Source organism: Acidaminobacterium chupaoyuni (assembly GCF_047936785.1).
GTDB classification, from domain to species: Bacteria; Bacillota; Clostridia; order Oscillospirales; family Butyricicoccaceae; genus Acidaminobacterium; species Acidaminobacterium chupaoyuni.
This window is the reverse complement of record NZ_CP176394.1, coordinates 1,408,913-1,428,267: the sequence shown is the minus strand read 5'-3', so window position 1 is coordinate 1,428,267 and position 19,355 is coordinate 1,408,913. Positions and strand designations below refer to the sequence as shown.

At 49.5% G+C, this 19,355-nt stretch carries 18 protein-coding genes, 1 pseudogene and 1 CRISPR repeat array; of the genes and pseudogenes, 5 read left to right on the top strand and 14 right to left on the bottom strand.

Annotation, left to right across the window (positions count from 1 at the left end; all coding sequences use genetic code 11):
- A complete protein-coding gene (locus ACJA3I_RS06755) occupies positions 1 to 801 on the bottom strand; it encodes an electron transfer flavoprotein subunit beta/FixA family protein (protein ID WP_458861846.1) in 801 nt (266 codons plus the stop codon).
- Positions 798 to 2,411, bottom strand: coding sequence for an FAD-binding oxidoreductase (locus ACJA3I_RS06750; protein ID WP_458861845.1), 1,614 nt, complete (start codon positions 2,409 to 2,411; stop codon positions 798 to 800). The genes ACJA3I_RS06755 and ACJA3I_RS06750 overlap by 4 nt, the downstream gene beginning before the upstream one ends.
- 333 nt (positions 2,412 to 2,744) lie before the next feature.
- Here ACJA3I_RS06750 and ACJA3I_RS06745 point away from each other — a divergent pair, with 333 nt between their 5' ends.
- Positions 2,745 to 3,587, top strand: a complete 843-nt coding sequence (locus ACJA3I_RS06745; protein WP_458861844.1) for a helix-turn-helix transcriptional regulator — start codon at positions 2,745 to 2,747, stop codon at positions 3,585 to 3,587.
- 95 nt (positions 3,588 to 3,682) lie between these two features.
- Here ACJA3I_RS06745 and ACJA3I_RS06740 read toward each other — a convergent pair whose 3' ends face one another.
- From ACJA3I_RS06740 to ACJA3I_RS06730, 3 genes are read right to left on the bottom strand one after another with little or no spacing between them, the layout of a single operon-like run.
- A complete protein-coding gene (locus ACJA3I_RS06740; protein WP_458861843.1) occupies positions 3,683 to 3,841 on the bottom strand; it encodes a hypothetical protein in 159 nt (52 codons plus the stop codon).
- Positions 3,842 to 3,843: 2 nt separating this feature from the next.
- The gene (locus ACJA3I_RS06735) at positions 3,844 to 4,113 is read right to left on the bottom strand and encodes a hypothetical protein (protein WP_458861842.1); all 270 of its coding nucleotides are present in this window, start codon (positions 4,111 to 4,113) and stop codon (positions 3,844 to 3,846) included.
- 11 nt (positions 4,114 to 4,124) lie between these two features.
- Positions 4,125 to 6,482, bottom strand: a complete 2,358-nt coding sequence (locus tag ACJA3I_RS06730) for a LuxR C-terminal-related transcriptional regulator (RefSeq protein WP_458861841.1) — start codon at positions 6,480 to 6,482, stop codon at positions 4,125 to 4,127.
- An 83-nt stretch (positions 6,483 to 6,565) separates the two neighbouring features.
- Between ACJA3I_RS06730 and ACJA3I_RS06725 the strand changes: the two genes are divergently transcribed.
- The 4 genes from ACJA3I_RS06725 to ACJA3I_RS06710 all read left to right on the top strand — a co-directional run bounded on the left by ACJA3I_RS06725 (position 6,566) and on the right by ACJA3I_RS06710 (position 10,087).
- Complete coding sequence (locus tag ACJA3I_RS06725) at positions 6,566 to 6,742, top strand: hypothetical protein (protein WP_458861840.1); 177 nt, start codon at positions 6,566 to 6,568, stop codon at positions 6,740 to 6,742.
- Between the two features lie 138 nt (positions 6,743 to 6,880).
- Entirely contained in the window at positions 6,881 to 7,981 is a 1,101-nt protein-coding gene (locus ACJA3I_RS06720) for an autotransporter outer membrane beta-barrel domain-containing protein (RefSeq protein ID WP_458861839.1), read from the top strand.
- A 54-nt stretch (positions 7,982 to 8,035) separates the two neighbouring features.
- Positions 8,036 to 8,635 carry a hypothetical protein gene (locus ACJA3I_RS06715; RefSeq protein WP_458861838.1) on the top strand — a complete coding sequence of 200 codons (600 nt, stop codon included), beginning with the start codon at positions 8,036 to 8,038 and terminating at the stop codon, positions 8,633 to 8,635.
- Between the two features lie 333 nt (positions 8,636 to 8,968).
- Complete coding sequence (locus ACJA3I_RS06710) at positions 8,969 to 10,087, top strand: GGDEF domain-containing protein (protein WP_458861837.1); 1,119 nt, start codon at positions 8,969 to 8,971, stop codon at positions 10,085 to 10,087.
- A 137-nt stretch (positions 10,088 to 10,224) separates the two neighbouring features.
- Here ACJA3I_RS06710 and ACJA3I_RS06705 read toward each other — a convergent pair whose 3' ends face one another.
- The 9 genes and pseudogenes from ACJA3I_RS06705 to cas5c all read right to left on the bottom strand — a co-directional run bounded on the left by ACJA3I_RS06705 (position 10,225) and on the right by cas5c (position 19,338).
- Entirely contained in the window at positions 10,225 to 10,650 is a 426-nt protein-coding gene (locus ACJA3I_RS06705; RefSeq protein WP_458861836.1) for a hypothetical protein, read from the bottom strand.
- A gap of 495 nt (positions 10,651 to 11,145) precedes the next feature.
- A complete protein-coding gene (locus ACJA3I_RS06700) occupies positions 11,146 to 11,694 on the bottom strand; it encodes a hypothetical protein (RefSeq protein ID WP_458861835.1) in 549 nt (182 codons plus the stop codon).
- Positions 11,695 to 11,709: 15 nt separating this feature from the next.
- Positions 11,710 to 11,916 (bottom strand): annotated as a pseudogene (locus ACJA3I_RS06695) (ADP-ribosyltransferase); the annotation flags it as partial.
- A 13-nt stretch (positions 11,917 to 11,929) separates the two neighbouring features.
- Positions 11,930 to 13,851: a CRISPR direct-repeat array (repeat unit 33 nt; unit sequence ATTTCAATCCACGCTCCCCGTGTGGGGAGCGAC).
- A 159-nt stretch (positions 13,852 to 14,010) separates the two neighbouring features.
- Complete coding sequence (cas2, locus tag ACJA3I_RS06690) at positions 14,011 to 14,301, bottom strand: CRISPR-associated endonuclease Cas2 (protein WP_458861834.1); 291 nt, start codon at positions 14,299 to 14,301, stop codon at positions 14,011 to 14,013.
- Between the two features lie 32 nt (positions 14,302 to 14,333).
- A complete protein-coding gene (gene cas1c / locus ACJA3I_RS06685; protein WP_458861833.1) occupies positions 14,334 to 15,365 on the bottom strand; it encodes a type I-C CRISPR-associated endonuclease Cas1c in 1,032 nt (343 codons plus the stop codon).
- Positions 15,362 to 16,027, bottom strand: a complete 666-nt coding sequence (gene cas4 / locus ACJA3I_RS06680; RefSeq protein WP_458861832.1) for a CRISPR-associated protein Cas4 — start codon at positions 16,025 to 16,027, stop codon at positions 15,362 to 15,364. Before cas4 ends, cas1c begins: the two co-directional genes overlap by 4 nt.
- Positions 16,024 to 16,920 (bottom strand): type I-C CRISPR-associated protein Cas7/Csd2, encoded by an 897-nt coding sequence (gene cas7c, locus ACJA3I_RS06675; RefSeq protein WP_458861831.1) that lies wholly within the window; start codon positions 16,918 to 16,920, stop codon positions 16,024 to 16,026. The genes cas4 and cas7c overlap by 4 nt, the downstream gene beginning before the upstream one ends.
- A gap of 1 nt (position 16,921) precedes the next feature.
- Entirely contained in the window at positions 16,922 to 18,682 is a 1,761-nt protein-coding gene (cas8c, locus tag ACJA3I_RS06670; RefSeq protein WP_458861830.1) for a type I-C CRISPR-associated protein Cas8c/Csd1, read from the bottom strand.
- On the bottom strand, positions 18,679 to 19,338 hold the full coding sequence (cas5c, locus tag ACJA3I_RS06665; protein WP_458861829.1) for a type I-C CRISPR-associated protein Cas5c: 660 nt from the start codon (positions 19,336 to 19,338) through the stop codon (positions 18,679 to 18,681). Before cas5c ends, cas8c begins: the two co-directional genes overlap by 4 nt.
- Positions 19,339 to 19,355: the final 17 nt, after the last annotated feature.

The following is a 19,355-nucleotide window of genomic DNA, read 5'->3' as shown; positions in this document are numbered from 1 at the left end:
TTATGCTCTCTCCTCCGCCAGCAATTTTTCTTTTTTCAGCAAAGATATCATCTTCTGTGTTTGCTCTTTTGTTTCCCCGGGCCAAAAAACGCATTCTCTTGTTTTTTGCGGTGTATAGGTTTTCACCACCTGCGTGGGGGAACCCTGCAAACCCAGCCGCCCCACATCGCCGCCCACCTGCTGAGCCGTGTAGACAGAAAGCGGCGCGCTAAGGCTTTTGCGAACTCCTTTGATCGAAGCCAGCCGCGGCATATTGATATCTTTTGCAACCGTGATCAGCCCGGGCAGCTCCATTTCCACCATCTGGCTTCCGCAATCTGTGGCTTTTCTGCAAACGATGTGTCTTTCATCGATTTCAATGATTTCGGTGACATCCACAATATGCGGGATCTGCAGCTGCTGGGCAAGTTCCGGCCCAATTTGCGCCGTATCGCCGTCAATGGCCATTTTGCCGCAAAGGATCAGCCGGTATTCCCCGATTTTGTGAACGCCCAGCGATAACGCATAAGAAGTGGCCAGCGTATCTGCCCCGGCAAAGGCCCGGTCGCTGAGCAGAACCCCTTCATCCGCCCCGCAGGCGATGGCGTCGCGCAGAATGCGTTCCACGGCGGGGATGCCCATGCTTAAAGCGCAGATGCTGCCGCCCAGCTTTTCTTTGATTCTCACCGCCTCTTCCAGCGCATAAGTATCAAAGGGGTTGATAACCGATTGACGGCCGTCGCGCAGAATTGTTTTCGTGATGGGATCAAGCTTCACTTCATTGCTGGAAGGCACCTGCTTGATGCAAACGATCATTTTCATTGCGCTGCTTCCTCCTTTGAAAACATATTGCCCACATTGAGCAGATAGCGCGGATCGAACGCTTTTTTGAGCCTGCGCATCTGGCCGATGGCTTCTTCGCCATACATGACCTTTAAAAATTCCGCTTTGATCTTGCCAACACCGTGTTCGGCCGAAACCGCGCCGCCTTTTTCAGAGATGATTCTGGCCCATTCGCGATAAAGCGCTTTGCCTTCCGCATATTCGCGGGCGTCATTCGGCAGGATATTCACATGAAGATGATTGTTGCCCACATGGCCCCAGATAGCCGATTGCAGCCCCCGCTGGTGCAGCATCCGGCGATACATCTGCGCGATCTCTTCCAGCGCCGTGTCGGGAACCGCCATGTCTGTTCCCAGCTTGGTGATGGAGGGGTCTTTCTTTTTGCGGCGGTCGATGAGCATATTCACACATTCGGGAATCGCGTGGCGGAAAAACATCAGGCGATCGAGATCGGTCTGGCTTTTTGCCACCCAGGTATCCGCCGCATCGCCGCCCACGGCTTCGATCATCTCACCCAGCTCCAGCAGCCGCCCCGTCACTTCCTGCTCTTGCTCGCCATGCAGTTCCACATAGATGGCCGTTTGATATTCGGGCGGAATGTCATGGATCTGGGCGAAAGCGCTGTTTGTTTTTTTCTGCTGCCGCAAAATTTCCAGCGCATCGCCGTTGAAGAATTCTGCCGAAATGGCGGAAACATGATATTGCTTCGGGCATTCTTCCAATGTTTCGCCCCTTAACAGTCTTACATACCGCAATGCTTTGCCTTCCTCATCGAAAAACGCCGTAACGCCCCAGATGATCTGCGGCAGCGGCAAAAGCTGAATTTCAATGGCTGAAATCACGCCCAGTGTTCCATCCGCGCCGATGAACAGATCGATCAGATCCATTCCCTCGGCCGCGTAATACCCCGAAGCATTTTTTGTTTTCGGCATTTCATAAGTCGGGATGGGAATTTCAATCATCCTGCCCGAATCGGTTTGCAGAACGCCCTTTCTTCCCTGCGCAAAATGTTCCCCGCGGCGGATCGAAATGCTGTCGCCATCCATCAAAACAATCTCGATCCCGCTGATATAGGCGCGAACGGAACCATAATGGAACGACCGCGCGCCCGAGGCGTTGCAGTTCGTCATCCCGCCGATGGAAGCCGAAGCTTCCGTTGGATCGGGTGTGAAAAACTGCTCCTCCGCGCGGCAAAAAGCAACATAATCCTTCATCGATGCCTCAGACCACCCTTCGGTATCGAACCGTTTCTGATGGATCATTTTTCGCAGTTCGGAAAGCAGAACGCCCGGCTCAACGGTAAAATAAAAATGCCCGTCTTTTTCATCAAAACGGCATGCCGTCACATGATCCATGCGCGAAAGGTTCATCACATGGCCGCCGTTCGGCACAGCGGCGGCGGCAAGCCCCGTTCGCGAACCCTGAATCGTAACGCAGATGCCCTGCCTGTTCATCTGTTTCAAGATCTCGGCGATCTCAGCCTTTGTCTTCGGGAAAGAGATGGTTTCGGCCCGGCCGATCGTTCGTGATTCATCCCGAAGATATTCTTCATATTCCGCCGTTATCGGGCGAATGCTTTCGCTTTTCATTCTTGCCTCCCCATTGCGCGCTGTTTTCAGCGGGCAATATCCTATGATTGATAATATCCGGCTTTTTTCTTTCGGCTCGATCGATTTTTCTTTTTTACGGCGCAAGAAAGCGCTGCAATCGCCTGTTTCGACCCAAAATGAAAAAATTTTGCTTCTTTGCTTTCTTCTATTTTACTCGCAGCAATACTAAAAATCTTTTGAGATTTTGAGATGTTGTTTGCATATCTTGCTTCAATGGTGTATAATAAAAAAAGATTTTTTAGAAACCATTTGCTTTTTTCGGCAATTTTCTAAGAAAAGGTCTTTAAAAGTAATTTAATGGGAGAACAGAATATGGAAACGGATAACCGCCCCACTTTCTGCAAAGATTATGTCGTTCATTTTAACCAAAACGCCTCTTGGAAAATGGATAAATTCCATTTTCATGATACCTATGAAATTTTGCTTTCCTTATCAGACGGCGGCGAATTCTTTGTGGGCGAGGCTACTTATCCCATTGCGCGGGGCAGCCTGTTGGTTTTCAACAACATGGATCTGCATCGCAGCGCAGGCGGAAGCATTCCCTATGAACGGTATGTGGTGCATTTCATTCCCGAATTTGCCGCTTCGCTTTCTTCGCCCCAAACAAATCTTTTGCGCTGTTTTGAACATCCCGTGGGTTCCTATACCGGCAATCTGATGCTTTCTCCCCTTCAAACCGATACGCTTGTGCGCCTGGTCCGCGATGCCCAAAACACCGAAGACCGTGAAAGCTATGGCGATGATCTGAAACGGCGCATTGCCTTTATGCGGCTGTTGCTTTATATCAACATTCTTTACGACCATCCCCATGTGGAAAACAGCCTGACGCAAAAAGAAAGCTTTCATAAAGTGCAGCCTATCTTAACTTATGTTCAGCAAAATTATCAGAACCCCATCACGCTTGACAGCATTGCGCAGCAGTTTTTCATGAGCAAATATTATCTTTGCCATGTTTTCAAAGATGTTACAGGGTTCGGCCTGAATGAATACATCATCAACCTGCGCATCTTAAAAGCGCGCGAGCTGCTTCGTCAAAATATCTCTGTGCAGCAGGTGGGCGAAATTGTGGGGTTTTCAAACAATTCCCACTTTATAAGAACTTTCAAAAGCATGGTGGGCGTTTCGCCCGGGCAATATTCCCACCGTTACCGCTGATCAAAAAACCACCCATTTTCATGGGTGGTTTTTTATCTGGCGGTCGTTTTTTCTTTCAGCCGCGCCCGCAGCATCCGGGCCGCAGCGATCGCTGTTTATTGCTCTGTTTTTTCGATTTCCCGATTGATTTTTTCAAGGAATTCGATAACCGATGAAAACGACTGCGCCCTGTTGTTTTCCCGCTGAAGTTCGCCCTGCCATTCCTGATTTTCGGTCGTATGGATCTTGATTTTAAACTTCTGTTCGTTTTTCAATTTTAAAACTCCAAATAATCTTTAAAATTTAAAATAAACTCCGCCAGCGCCAATGCGTGAAAAGCCGGGTCGTCAACGGCCTCTTTGGTTTCCTTTTGAAGCAGTTCACCAAGGTTTTCAACCTGCTGCGGCCCCTCCAACAGTGCCCGCAAAAACACGATCTGCCGCCGGTCTTTTGTAAGGCGAACATTTCCGTTCAATCTTAACCCAAATCCATCGCCTTCTTCTGCCGCCTGAACCCCGGGCCGCAAGGCCAGCATTTTATCTTCCATTTTGTTCCTCCTTACAACAGCCGCAGCGTTTCCGCCGCTTCTTTTGCCTCACTTCGATTCTGCACATTAAGTTTTTGAAGGATATGGCTGACATGAGTTTTTACGGTGGCCAGCTTGATATTCAAGATCTCGCCGATCTCCTGGTTGCTGAGGTTCTGGCATAGCAGCCGCAGCACCTGCATTTCCGAAGAAGAAAGCGGTGTGATCAGCCGCGTGGCAGGTTTTAAAAACTTGGGGTAAAACACCGCCTGTGTCCGGGCCGCCGCATCGAGCTTTTCAAGGAATTTCTCGTTTTTCTTCCATCCGCAGCTTCTCAACATGGGAAGAATTGCCGCGCCATATTGTGCGATGGGCCAAATAAATTTATATTCCAGCGCACGATCCAGCGCGATAGAAAATTCTTCGCGCCAAATATCGCTGTTTTGGCGGTAACGGCAAAGCGCTGTAAGGATATGCACATGAAGCGCATCCATGATTCGCCCGCAGGCATCGCAATAAGAAGCCAAACGGGCCAGAAGCAGCAGCGGCTCTTCGGTTTCGCCTTCTGCGATCTGCACCATGATGCGGGTGAGATATTGATAACGCCACATGGCCCACAGCCGCGCATCATTCTGCGGCGCTGCTTTTTCCAGCCATTCCACCGCCGCGCTTTCATCGCCCAACCTCATATGAATGCGCGCACAAAGCGCATCGATATTGGCAAGGAATCGTGTCTCGCCAATTTTCTCATATTGCTCGCGCAGACTTTTGATCGATTGCAGGGCGGTTTCCGCCTTGCCCTGCGATACCTGAATACGCGCCAAAAGGCCGATCACCGCAAATTCGATATCTGTTGTGCCGTGCGTCTGGATCTCACCCAGGCGGGCCATTAAAGCAAGCATCTGCTCTGAAACATTCTTCCCTTTTTCAAACTTGCTTTCACAGATGGCGCAATCTGCCAATCCAACGCCGTCTTTTCCCAAAACAGTTTCAACGGGAACACGCATGGTGGCATATAACAGATCATCGCATTTTGACCATTCGCAAAAATCTTTTCCGCCGTTCATCACGCTGGGCAAAACGCTTGTGACCGAAAACGATGGCACTTTAAGCTGTTTATCCAGCATCACACGGAACACACTGTTGATCACGCCGATCAAATTTCTGCTGCCACGCTGCGGCAGCGCGATATCGAGATACGCCAGTTTTCCACTGGCTTCACGATATTCGGCGTCGCTTTTTTTCAGCCGTGAAACATATTCTTTCAGGGCGTTATACCAGCGTTCTGAAGCTTCATAATCCAGCGTCATGGCCGTGAGCATGCTCATGCCGCAAATCAGGGCCGGCGAACGCAAAATCTCTTCATCATGCAGTGAAAAATAGTAATCCTGAAGTTCCTGATAATGCCCCACCCCCGGATGCATTTCGGCATTTTTGATCAAAAGCGCCGAAACTCTATCGGTTTCGCCCGCTTTGGCATAGCAATCGATAGCGCTGTGAAACTTTTCATGCAATTCAAAATAAAGCGCCGCTCTGCTGAAAACCCCGGCTTTTTCCGCATCTGTAACAACCTGCTTTGTCTTCCATAACAAAAACTCACGGAAGATGGGCCGAAAACGATAGGTATCCAATTCTTCAAACAAAAGCATGGTGGTATCTAGCTGAAGTATTCCCAAAAATTTGCCCGCGCGCGCTTCTCCGCTGACCATTTTTGCAAGTTCCGTGTCAAAACGGTCGAAGGGCGCAAGGCTTAAAAGAAACTTTCGCAGCAACGGATCAAAACGGCTGAAAACCGCTTCATCATAATAAATGAACAGATCGCGCTTTACATCTGCCAACATTTTTACATCGTAACGCGCGCCGCTCAGCTTTTTATGACTCAACAGTTCCAAAGCGATCGGATATCCCATCATATCACGGTGGATATCGCCCATTTCGTGCGCAGAAACCGAAACGCCGCGCGATTCGAGCATCTTGCGCGAGGTATCACGATCAAACAGCAGGTCTTGCGTAACAAAAATCTGCATAATACCCGCAAGCTGGAAAGGCATCAGCCAACCGGGCGTATGCCCGCGCCCGAGCAAAACAAAATGAAGGTCTGGGCGATGGCGGATATACCTGCATAATGCCTGCTGCTGTTCAGGTTCAGATAACAGCTGTAAATCATCGATCAGCAAAACTTCACAGCCTTTTGAAAGGGCCTCTGACGAAAAACACATCTCGGCTTTATTCACTGTGAAAACCTTTTTATCGCGCAGCAGCTCGGCAGCGGTTACGGTTTTTCCGCATCCGCATGGCGCGGAAAACAAAATCACACGGCAGCTTTCCCACGCGTTATGAAAACGCTCTGCCAAAGAAGGTTTTATAAAAATCAAAGGATTCTCGCTCATAGGGCGTTCCCTTTCCAAACAATATTTCAATTTTTCGCAATTTTAAAAGATCACTCTGTTTTGCCATTATGCTGTTATTTCTTATGAAAAAACAGATGCTTCAAGAAAAATTTTCTTTTTATATTTTATCAGCCAAAGCGCTGTTTGTCATCCAACCAAAGTATGAGAAGGCCCGCAAAAAAGTTTTTAAACCGTTTTATTCAGCAGCCAAAACCTTTTTCCTTCATAAAAATTTCACAGGCTGCAAGGTGGAATCTTGATAACGCCCGATTTGAAAATCAATTTATATTTGAAAAGCGCGTGCCGAAAAGTCATAATTTGTTTTAAAGTTCGTCATGATATTTCAAAATTTCATGGCCTATACTTTGATTATCATTTTATAACAGGAGGTCCAGAAAATGAAATACAGCGCACTGAGATCATTGAAAAAATCCGCCTCCGTAATGCTTGCGGCCTTTTTCTGCCTTTCCTCCATGATGAGTTTGATGGTGAACGCCGCGGGCACGGTTCCATCCGACCAGCCGGGCTCAGCCCCGCCATCCGGCCAGCAGCCCGGCGGTGCTCCTCCCTCCGGCGGTGGCGGCGGCGCCAATACCATGACCTATGACTATGCGGGAACGCTCACCGGCGCATTGACCGCCGACGGGCAGGAAAAAACCTCTGAAAGTGAAACTTATGCCGCCGATGCCGCCGACCAGAACGCGGCGCTGAGCGAAAATGGCGGCACCCTGACCATCACAAACGGCTCTCTTACGAAATCCGGCGATGATACCAACGGCGATAACTGCAACTTTTATGGCGTAAATTCCATTTTGCTGGCTGTGGGCGATAATTCGAAAGCTTATGTTTCAGATACCAAGCTTTCCGCAGGCAGTGAAGGTTCCAACGGCATTTTTGCAACCGATAACGCAGTTGTTTTTGCCAACAACGCCTCCATTTCCACCACGGCAAATAATTCCCGCGGGCTTGACGCCACTTATGGCGGCACCATCGTGGCAAATAAAATGGATATTTCCACGCAGGGCGACCACTGCGCATCCATCGCCACCGACCGCGGCGGCGGCAATATTTCCGTCACCAACAGCGCTCTTTCCACCGGCGGTTCGGGTTCGCCTCTGCTATATTCCACGGGCGACATCGAAGTGGATAATGTGACAGGTAAAGCCACCGGCAGCCAGATCGCCGGCATGGAAGGGCTGAACACCATTCTCATCCACCATTCCACCCTGGAAAGCACCATCACCTCTGCCACCGCCAGCGACCCCATGGCAGACGGCGTCATTATCTATCAATCCACTTCCGGCGATGCCGAATCCACCACAGGGGAAGCGGCCACTTTTCAGGCTGTGGATTCTTCGCTGAAAAGCGCCATTCAAAGCGGCAGTATGTTTTACCTCACCAATACCTCGGCAAATATCCTGCTTCAAAACACCACACTTGATTTTGATTCCACCAGCGCCAACCTTCTCACCGCGCAGGGCAACGATTCCAACAACTAGGGCACAGCGGGTTCAAACGGCGCCAAAGTCAATTTCACCGGTCTTGGTGAAACTTTGACCGGCAATATCGATGTGGACAGCATTTCAAGCCTGAACCTTTATTTACTGAAAGGCACTGTTTATACCGGCGCGACCTCGATTTCCGAAAACGCAGTAAATACTTCCGCGGCCGAAAGCCCCATCACCGTGAATCTCGATGGGGATTCCCAGTGGATCGTCACCGCAGATTCCACCGTGACCAACCTCAATGCGGCGGATGGCGCCAAAATCACCGATGCACACGGCAAAACCGTAACCGTTATCGCAAACGGCAAAACGATCACAAAAGGCGATTCCAGCTTTACCGTTACCGTCACAGGAAACTATGGCACCGCCGTTTCCACTTCTGAAGTAAACGCCGTCAGCACCTCTTATATCGACCGCAGCGCTTTTGATGAACATTATACCCTTTCCACCACCTTCGGCACCAACGGCGCCGCCGCGGCACAGCCCACGACCTCTTCTGCCGCCACATCGAAAGAAACATCTGATACGCAAAAGAGCAGCGGCGCTCTGCCCATCGTTATCACCGCCGCAGCAGCGGTCGTGATTGCCGGCGTCCTGGTTTTCTTCCGCAAGAAATCACATTCCAAAACCGGTGCAAACAATAAATAAATCCGGCAGCTCTTCTGAAACTTTCAAGATGGAAAAGTGTTTCTCCCCGTTGCGTCAAAAGTTGTATAAAAACCCTTTTTTATTAAGAATCCAAGCGCTTTTTTCCCCATTTTCCCCAAACAAACAGGATGCCTGCAACTTCCCCTTGTTTTTACATCATTTAACACATATAATGGTCTTACGAGATCGTTCAAGGCTCGAGTTTTCTTACTCGAGCCTTTTGTGCAAATCGGTGAGTTTTGCCATGCTTAGATCTCTTTTATTTTTTGTTCTTATCAACCGTTCCTGCAATAAGAAGTTTATATAATAATTTTTCTGCCATGTGCCGAAAGTATGGTGAAACAAATGTTATTCAGGGGAAAACAGCCCAAAAAAGAGATTCAGCAATGGTTTGTGGATTGTCGGAATTTTTTTAACAACACCATAGAAATCCATAATGAGCGAAACTGGGAATTTCTTTCCCCCATGTCACTGCTTTACCTGGCCTTTTTGTGTTTCTATCTGTTTGTTATGTGCCCCATTATGGGAATTGCGCTGCAAACGGCTGCGCTGCGAATCTTCACATTAATACATGCTATATTCACACTATGCGTTTTTTCAGCGCACCGAAAAGCACCTGCCGTATGGATCGTTGACGCATCCATTACATTATTTGCACTTGAAATTTTAAGTCTTTCTGCTTTTTTGGAAATCGGTGTGTTCACCAAGGAAGTTTCGTTCTTGTTTCCGCTATCCTTGGTTTTGATGGCACAAATTTATACTCGGCGGCCTATTTATCGCTTTTTGGAAATTGTCCTCCCGGCTTTTCTTTATCTGCTCTATTGCTGGGCAACAAAAGATGCCGGCCGCTTCATTTTGGATTTAATAAGTGTTTCCATTGCCGTTAGCATCGCTTGTGTGGCGATTATAACCACTTTGGGCTATAAACTGAAAGCTTATCAAACTCAACTGGCGTTGGAAAAAATGTGCGCGCTGGATTCTATGACCGGCGTAAACAACAAGGCAACTTTTGTATTTCGTGTCGAGCGTTTTCTGCGGCATCCCGTTAATAGCCACTATGCGCTGGCCATCTGTGATCTCGATCATTTTAAAAGTGTAAATGATCGTTATGGTCACCTGATTGGTGATAAGGTTTTAAGAAAATTTGCCGGTCAGCTGCACCAATTGGTGGATAACGACCCTTCTATCATTGCCGGCCGATTTGGCGGCGACGAATTTATTCTTTTTTTCAAAGAATATGACGATCCACAGGAAATCCAAAAAAAGCTTCAAATTTTGTGCGATGTGTCGGGCTTCGATTTTCCCGTGACCTGCAGCATCGGCCTTTCATTCTCCTCTTCGGAAAATGAAAATTTTCAACAATTATTTGATTGTGCCGATAAAAACTTATATCAGGCGAAATCCAAAAATCAGGGCAGCATCTCCGCCGCAGGAATTGAAGAGGCGCCATAATCCGCTGCACCCGCTTCCGTTTAAGGTAACTATTAAGAAGGCACTTTTCCGTCAAGGGAAAAGTGCCTTCTTCTTTATCAATCATCATCAATCATCGGAAACGGATTTTCCCGGCGTTTGAGGTTCGCCGCGCTTATTTATTTCGTGTAATGTTCTTGCTGCAGCAAAGCAGGCTTCAGCTCTTCAAAAGGAAGCAGTGCCGGACTGTTATCGGGCATAAGGCATTCCACATGGCAATAATCAAGCCACCCGCCAAACCTTAACCCCATGCCGCTTTCAAAACGCAGAACGATATCTGAAACAAGCTCACAGGCGCCTTCTTTAAGCTCATCCCCCAGCATCGGGTCTTTATCCGTGAAAAAAGTATTTACTTCCACTTCTTTGATCGTTTGGCCGATACAGGGTGCAAACAAAATCTCCGCATCGACAGTGGGCGCGTTTATGCCATATCGGATCTGCTGCGGAATGCAGTTCATGCTGATCTGAAACTCAGGCACCTGGTGTGTGGTGAATTCCAACTGAGCGCCGTCATCAAATTTCACAAGAAAAGGCTCATCGATCAAAGCGTTCCTTTTGAAACGCAGGGTCGGTTCAATATGGTCAAATTCCGATCTGCGTTGTCTTTCTTTCTCCCCGATTCCTTCCATTGAATAATATGCAAAATCTTCTATTTCCTCTTTTATATGAAAATAGCTGCATCCGATGAGCCGCATGCTTTTGATTTTTCTGCCTTCAAGTTGGAACTTTGAAAGATGTTCTTTTATTTCAGCCGGTGAAATCATACTGGGCGCAGACCATTCCTCTAAGCAGAAAGTGTTGTTGCGATAACAGCCTTTTCCAGTGCCTTCCCATGTTTCTTTCAGCATAAAGTCCACCTCTATGTTTTTATTTTAATATACTCTCACATGAAAGAATCAACTTCAATCCACGCTCCCCGTGTGGGGAGCGACAACCGCAGGAAGCCCGGTCTGTTTTGCCCAACAGCTTATTTCAATCCACGCTCCCCGCACGGAGAGCGACAGCCCTTGCTGCGTGGTGCGTGGGGGCAAAATGGTATTTCAATCCACGCTCCCGTGTAGGGAGCGACCCGTATTTCTCCCAGAGCGCCCGATATTTCCGGTCAAATTCCGCGCCCATGGAATATTTTCTTGCGAATCCTCTTGACTTATTGAATTGTTTACTTTGGAACTCTTTCTCTGCAAAGCTTTCGACCTGCCAGAATCTCTGTTGGAATCCTTTTTTTGTATATTTGACAAGTCATCGTGTATGGAATTTGCTTCTGGCACTGTGCGCAGCGCCATGCCGCGTTCTTCGGAATAAAGTTGTCCATCGTCTCTTGTGCCATTTTCAATATCCTCCTGTAAATAAATCGTGGGAATCCCATTGGAATCGTATATTACATTCTTTACGAAGAATGCAGAATCTCGTTGATAAATGACTTCGTTCTCAAAATCATTTCCAACGCCGTTTATATCTCTTCCACTGGTGCTATGGTGAATTATAATACGAACAACTTGTCCGCCTTGAATCGAGTATCCATCTGCGTTGGTTGATGTAGACATATATGCTGTATAAAATACAGGAAGCCCTTCTTCATGCGCAGCCATAAAATTATCAAGAGCTTATTTCCCTCCAAAATCATCAAAGCTGATATTTCTATAAACCGTGCCCCGAAACAGTGACGCTTTTTTCAGCCCGCTGTCCAAAGCATCTCGCATTTGCGTTTGCTGCGCTGTCAAAGGTCGGTTTTCGCGTAGAGCATCATTGATTTTATAGCTTTCACTGCTTTTATATTGCAGCAATGCCCTGGTTTCCTCTTGGGTCAATTGCTCCTGCCATGCGATTTCAATCCACGCTCCCCGTGTGGGGAGCGACCGTGTTGTATAGATGGTCATTTTTGTTACCTCCCTATTTCAATCCACGCTCCCCGTGTGGGGAGCGACTTGGCTTCTCTCTGTTCTTCCTGCGTCATCGAATAATTTCAATCCACGCTCCCCGTGTGGGGAGCGACCTTTCTGTTGTTATCCTTGCCCGACCAGTTTTCCATTTCAATCCACGCTCCCCGTGTGGGGAGCGACTCGCGCCTCGGATCTGTTTCTCCGACAGGTAGGGGATTTCAATCCACGCTCCCCGTGTGGGGAGCGACCCGGTGCTAAGATAGTGTTGCTGGGTGGTGGGACATTTCAATCCACGCTCCCCGTGTGGGGAGCGACCCGCTTGCTGTCAGATTTCGCCGTTTTCCGACCAATTTCAATCCACGCTCCCCGTGTGGGGAGCGACTCACACTCACTGCACATTGGCATTTGCCCCGGTTTATTTCAATCCACGCTCCCCGTGTGGGGAGCGACTCCGGCCATATGCGCGCGGCCACTCTGCCGTAAAATTTCAATCCACGCTCCCCGTGTGGGGAGCGACTTACCTAATAATAGCTTATAATTAGAGACATAAAATTTCAATCCACGCTCCCCGTGTGGGGAGCGACCGTGACCAGCGCAAACATCCTCAGCACCATCACGATTTCAATCCACGCTCCCCGTGTGGGGAGCGACGGTGGAGCTTTACCGCAGTTTCGTGGAATTTGAAATTTCAATCCACGCTCCCCGTGTGGGGAGCGACAGCGATCGATCTCTTCTTTCGTTCCGTCGCTTGAATTTCAATCCACGCTCCCCGTGTGGGGAGCGACATCTTGTCGGGCTGCCCCGAAATGTCCTTCCCGGCATTTCAATCCACGCTCCCCGTGTGGGGAGCGACTGGGCAAATTACCGGTATCCTCAATCACAACGGTATTTCAATCCACGCTCCCCGTGTGGGGAGCGACTACAGTCAAAGTCATCGTCAAAAGTTCATTCATATATTTCAATCCACGCTCCCCGTGTGGGGAGCGACCTGTGCTGAAAAGGGTGCTGAAATATGCGCCGATATTTCAATCCACGCTCCCCGTGTGGGGAGCGACTGATTCCTGCCGGCGTATAGCTGTCCACTACTTCCATTTCAATCCACGCTCCCCGTGTGGGGAGCGACCAAAGATTCTTACACGGAAACTAAATATAAAATAATTTCAATCCACGCTCCCCGTGTGGGGAGCGACAAAGCGATTCTAATTCTTGGAGAAACAGGTTCAGGATTTCAATCCACGCTCCCCGTGTGGGGAGCGACTAGAGAAGACTGGTGTAAGTAATATGCATACAGCATTTCAATCCACGCTCCCCGTGTGGGGAGCGACTAAGTTGCAGAACACAAACTAAACAACGGCAATTTATTTCAATCCACGCTCCCCGTGTGGGGAGCGACTTGTTCAACAGCGCGCGGATCTCCGGCCAATGCCCATTTCAATCCACGCTCCCCGTGTGGGGAGCGACGGGATGTGGGGCATATCAATCAACCACAAGATTGATTTCAATCCACGCTCCCCGTGTGGGGAGCGACGCGTAGAAAAAGATCATATCATTTATACTGTTGAATTTCAATCCACGCTCCCCGTGTGGGGAGCGACTAATTGATACTCTTAATGGCATTATGATTGCAGATATTTCAATCCACGCTCCCCGTGTGGGGAGCGACATCTCCGTCACCGTGCTGCCTGCCGCTGCGCCCTCATTTCAATCCACGCTCCCCGTGTGGGGAGCGACTGCGTGTAAACATCTTGCGTCATTGCTGCTGTGATTTCAATCCACGCTCCCCGTGTGGGGAGCGACGATTCTAAATTTTATGTAGGCGTACAGCCATATTACATTTCAATCCACGCTCCCCGTGTGGGGAGCGACAGTAAAAATAAATAAATTACATATGATTTGCTTGTGTGTTTTGCATATTTTTCTTGCCTATTGCAATAAAACCACAATTATTTTATGTTTTTTTCTGGCGTATTCCCCTATTTTTAGGGTGCGAATGGCCATAGAAACAATGTGTGCTTCCATTTCGCCCTAAAGAATCAGTGTGCCTTCTGCATCATAACCGGGCTTTACGCCAAAATGTTCGATTCGGCTGCTGTAATGATCCCCCAGATTATAAAAACGCAGGCTGTCTGTTTTCGGGTCAATCAATTTTTCCAGCAGGTGTTGTATTTTTCTATATTGGGCCGCATCCAGGTTACATTCGAACACAGAATTCTGCACACGCTGGCCGTAATTGACACATTGCCTGGCCACCTGTCTCAAGCGTTTGCGCCCGGCCGCCGTTTCGGTGCTTACATCATAAGTGATCAATACAAGCATTCTTTTCCCCTTTATGCCCCTAACCATTTATCCTATTTCCAGATGAAAGGCGGGTAAGCATCCAGATCGCCGCGCAAATACCGCGCCAAAAGCAATGCCTGTAAATAAGGCACCAGCCCCCATGGTATTTTTTCATTCAGAAACGGATGTGTGATCGTTTCACGCTTTTTTTCTTGATAAGCGGCCAAAAACGCCTTGCGCCCCGCATCGGTCATGATCACCGCACCGCTTTCGCTGGTTTCGAAATGTTCCGGTCGCATAACGCGCCGATTCACACAGGAAATCACAAAACGATCGGCGAAGCATGGCCTTATTTCTTCCATCAGATCCAGCGCCAGAGAAACGCGCCCCGGCCGATCGCCATGCAGAAAGCCCACATAAGGGTCAAGCCCCACGGCTTCCAGCGCGGCGGCACAATCATTGGCCAGAATAGAATAAGCGAATGAAAGCATGGCGTTCATTTTATCAAGCGGCGGGCGGCGGCTTCGCACGCGAAAATAAAATTCTTCTTTTTCTTGAAGGATCAGTTCATCGAACGCCGAAAAATAGCGTTCCGCAGCTTCGCCCTCTATGCCGCGCAAAAGATCTTCCCGTTCTGCCTCTGCGGCTTTTTTGGCCGATGCGGCCAGCGCGGCGCTGATGGTTTTCAGCTTTTCCACATCTACACGCAGAGCATGGTCGCGCGTGGCGCGTTCCAAAACCCAGCGAGCGTTCAAAAGCTTGCCCGCGATCATATCCCGTGCAATATGGCAGCTTTCCTGCTCATGTTCAGAAATGGCATATTGTGTTTTTCTCAGCAAAACATTGCCCCGTGTTTCTCCGCATACCCGCGCCAGAAACCGGCCGTTGGGGGTCATAAAACAAAGCTCGATGCCGTTTTTGGCGCAGGCGCCCATCAGCGCGGGGCTTGCCCCCTTATAGCCGAAATAAAGAATGCCTTCCAGCATATGCAAAGGAAAACGCCCCATGGTTTCTTCGCCTTGAAGGATGATGATATTTTCGCCTTCAAGCGCAAGATAACTGTCTTCCGTCAGCACAAAAAGGGTGTTGAGCAAATGTCTCATGCTTCCTCCGTTTCCAAAGCGGCTTTCAGATAGGCCTTTGCCGATAAATCGCGGCAAAGTTTTGGCAAACACAATTCATTCATCGAGCAGGCGCGGCAGAAGGCGCCTGTTTTCACTTTGGGCGTATAACCCCGTTTCTGATAATCGTGCATTTCTGCCAGCATAACCCGAACTTCCTGCCTCAGTTCATCGGTCAGGGCCACGCGCTCGCGGCGGCGGCTTTCGCCATAAAACAGCGCCCCTTCAGGAATTTCACAGCAAAGCATTTCTTCCAGGCACAGGGCCTGGCAGCAAAGCTGAAGCCGATCGGCATTGTTTTCTTTGGTTTGGCCGCGCTTATATTCCACGGGATAGGGGTTCCAAAGCCCCTCCTGCCCCGCCAGAGAAATCCCGCTTTCCTCCCGGCGGAATTCCACCACATCGCAGCTTCCCGCAATGCCGAGGGTGGGGGATTGGATGCGCAACCCCCGAACCGTCAGCAAATTTCCGCGTTTTTCGGCGGTGCCTTCTTCATGGGCCTTTTCATGCAAGATCTCGCCCTCTGCCGTGCGCAGATTTTCTGCCCACTGCTGTTCCAAATGGATCAGCGCCCATTGGCGGCGGCAAAATGAAAAATGCTGGATGCCCGAAATCTGCAAAAATGCCTCTTCGGGATAGATCATTCTTGAATGGATACCGTTACGCTTTCGGGCAGCGCTGCCGCATCGACCTTCACTTCATAATCGGCAAAGCTGCGCGGAACTTTTGTCGCTTCCCTGCGGCTGATCGTTACCGCGTCGAAAAGCTTATGGGCGGGGGCGTTACCCAGTTCGCTGTCGTGTTTGAAAATAATCAGTTTGCGCACTGCCATGTTGCCGCGGGCGGCGGAATGATCGTTTTCGAACATATTGAGGATGGCTTCCCACAGAAGCGCCAGATCTTCTTCGGAAAAGCCTGTCGTCTTGCGGGCGAGGTTGGCGGAAACATAGCCTTCGCAGCGATAAAGGCCATAAGGAACGATGAATTTTCTGCCCATCTCCGTGCCTTTTTTCTCGGCGTCTTCTTCGGTGGTGATGGCCACACGGGTGATCGTTACTTCCTGCGGGATGACCGGTTCCACGCTGCGCGCAAAGCCCAGTTGAACAGGCCCGCGCACCTGGCCGCAATTGAGCGCGCCTTTGACGAAGGTGGTCATCACAGCGCCGAAGGTGCGGATATCAAAGAAATTTTGGCACATGAAATCGCGGATCTTGCCATCCAGATCCTTATCTTTTTTCTTGGCTTCTTTCAAACCCTTGTCATCCGAAGGAACGCCCAAAAATTCGCAGGCGCTTTTATCGCTGGTGTTCAGCGGCACGGTATCTTTGATGTAAATGCGATAGCCCGGCTGATCTTCTTTCACGGTCTCCACATAATTTCTGATCTTTCGTTTCAAACAGACATCGGTCACGATGCCCAGGTTCGTTTCGGGGTCGATACGCGGCATATTGCCCGCATCGGGGTCTCCGTTGGGGTTTCCGTTTTCCACATCGAATAATACAATGAACTCATAACGATTTTTAAGTGTTTCGGCCATTTTACTTTTCCTCCTTTATTGTTTCGGCGGCATTTGCCTTTTCTTTCTTTTCAAAGCGCTTTTGTGTTTGGTGATAATAACCCAGTTGAAACACGCCCTGATCGTATAAATTATGATGCGCGGGATAAGATTCTGTGATGCGGCCGGTCAGCTCACCAAGCTGTTTTGCCCAATAGATGCGATTGCCGCCGCTCAGTTTGCGCAGATGTTTTTCGGCAAGGTTTAAAAGTGTAGGCAACACTATCGCCGGTGTTGCACACGCCGAGGTGAAATATTTATCTTTGATGGTGGTGTTGATGCCCGGGTTCGCTGCCTGCTGTATGCCTTCCAGCACCGCAAACAGCCGCCCCAGAACATAGGGCTGATACATCGTTTCTTCGTTGAGTTCCACGGTCAATGCCTCCTTATATTTTTCGTTATTTTTCATGCGCAGCAGATAACCTTTGATGATGCCTGCCCGCCCTTTTGTGATCTCGCGTTCGGCGCGGATGCGCAGCTGCGTCTGCTGATAAAGGGTGGCGGGATAAGGCTGGCCGCTGAGGATCGCGCGCAGGGTGTCGCCCGCCAGCTGCGGCAGGGCATCTTTGTTGCGCGAATTCATGTTCACCGTTTCGCGAAGCAGCGCCCAGAGGGGAATATCTTCCCATTTTGAACGGTTGTCTGCCGCGATGCGCTGATCTTCATAATGCTGTTTGGCGTTTTTTGCAAAGTGGCCGAAAGTATCGCGCAGAAAGAACCTCACAGAAAGCCGCGCCGCGTTGGGCGCAAGCCCCAAAATATAAAAGCGGTTTTCGGGATGAAGGGGAATGTTTTCCCATGCCACCTGCCTGCCTTCGGCAAGGCCTTCCATGCAGTTTTTCAGTTCTTCGCTGGTAACGGAATCTCCGCCGCCTTCCAAAAAATCGGCAAAAGCGTTCTGATAGGCGGGTTCGGCATCTTCCGCCCAGAAAACCACGGTGGTATCGCCAAAGCGTTTCACATGGCCGCGGTCGGCCAACAGCGTATTCAGGGCCGTGGTATAGGCAAAGGCGGCATATTTACTCACAGGGGCGTTCAAATTCTGCTGATGTTCATACGAGCAGAATGCATCGGCATTGAATGAAACCAACGCCGCGCCGGAAGATTGCGCCCCCGACACATTTTTAATGGCGGGATGGATTTTGGCGGGCACGGCTTCTTTTCCGGTGACCAGGCATCGCATGGTTTCGCCTTCTTCTTCGCCGTCATAATGTTCCTGCCATGCTCTGCAAAGGGCCTCCCTTTCATCGGGAAACGCGCCGTCATAGCAAAACACCAGATTGCCGCCCTTATAGATTTCTTCCAGATATTCTTCTAAAACAGGCGAGCGCTCCGCCTCTTCGGGCTTCCATGTTTCAAAATAGCGGCATATCGCTTTTGCAAACGGATCATCCGACGAAGAAAGCAAAGCACAATGCAGCTCTTTTGCGGCGTTGAAGCAATCTTTCGATCGTTCGGGCTTGCCCTTTCCATCGATGCCCAGCAGATAAGTCGAATTTTCCCAAAGGAAGTTCGATTTTATTCCATTTCCCTTTTGCTCTCCGATAATCGGCAGCTTTCTTTGCTGGGGCACGGTCTTTTTCCCCTCTGCCGCAGGGCTTGAAAGCGGTATCACCCTTGTGAGAGCGCCGTTTTCATCCAGCACCAACGCAAAAGATACCTTCACCTGACCCCAGCCGGGGCGGGCGATTTTTCCTTGTTTTGCCAGCTCTTCATAATAAGCCGCAAGCGATTGCAAGATCATCGCAATACCTCCTTGCTCTCTGCCGCGGGAACTTTCAAAATGCCCTTTTCCAGCGCGGCATGAAAGAACATGGGCGTGATGCGCGCCGCATCGGCATAATCCAGATCAAACAGCATCAGCCCCAGTTCTTTGTCTTCCTGCGGATAAGCCGTGACGATTTCTTCCCCTTCCCATTTTTTGAAATGGGCGGCGAACTCGCGGCATCCGAAATAAGGCTGATGGTAACACTGGCCCTTTTCAAGCCTTCTGCGCATGATATCGCAGAATTTGCCTTCATTATCCCCCGGCGCGGCCTGATCGGTCAATTCGAAATGAGCCTCTATCACATAATGCACATCTTTCAGCACGGTGGCGGCACGCTGGGCGATATGCTCAGTGGTGACCAAATACCCTTTTCCGCTTCCGTTCATCATTTTTTTTGCGTCATCCTTTGAAATAGGCGTCGAAACTTCGTTGCGCCGTATCCCTGTGAACCGGATGGGATTCAGCACATAAATGGCGTCAATGATCCATCGCAGGCCGGGATGCCAATAAATCGCTTCCAACAGGCCCCGCGCCGCAGATGGCGTCATTACATCATAAGAATAGCGTTCCACTTTCAGTTCAGGGCGCGAAAACAGCGCATAATCGCCCCAAACTTCCACTTTTACAGACATCTGCATTTCTCCTTTCG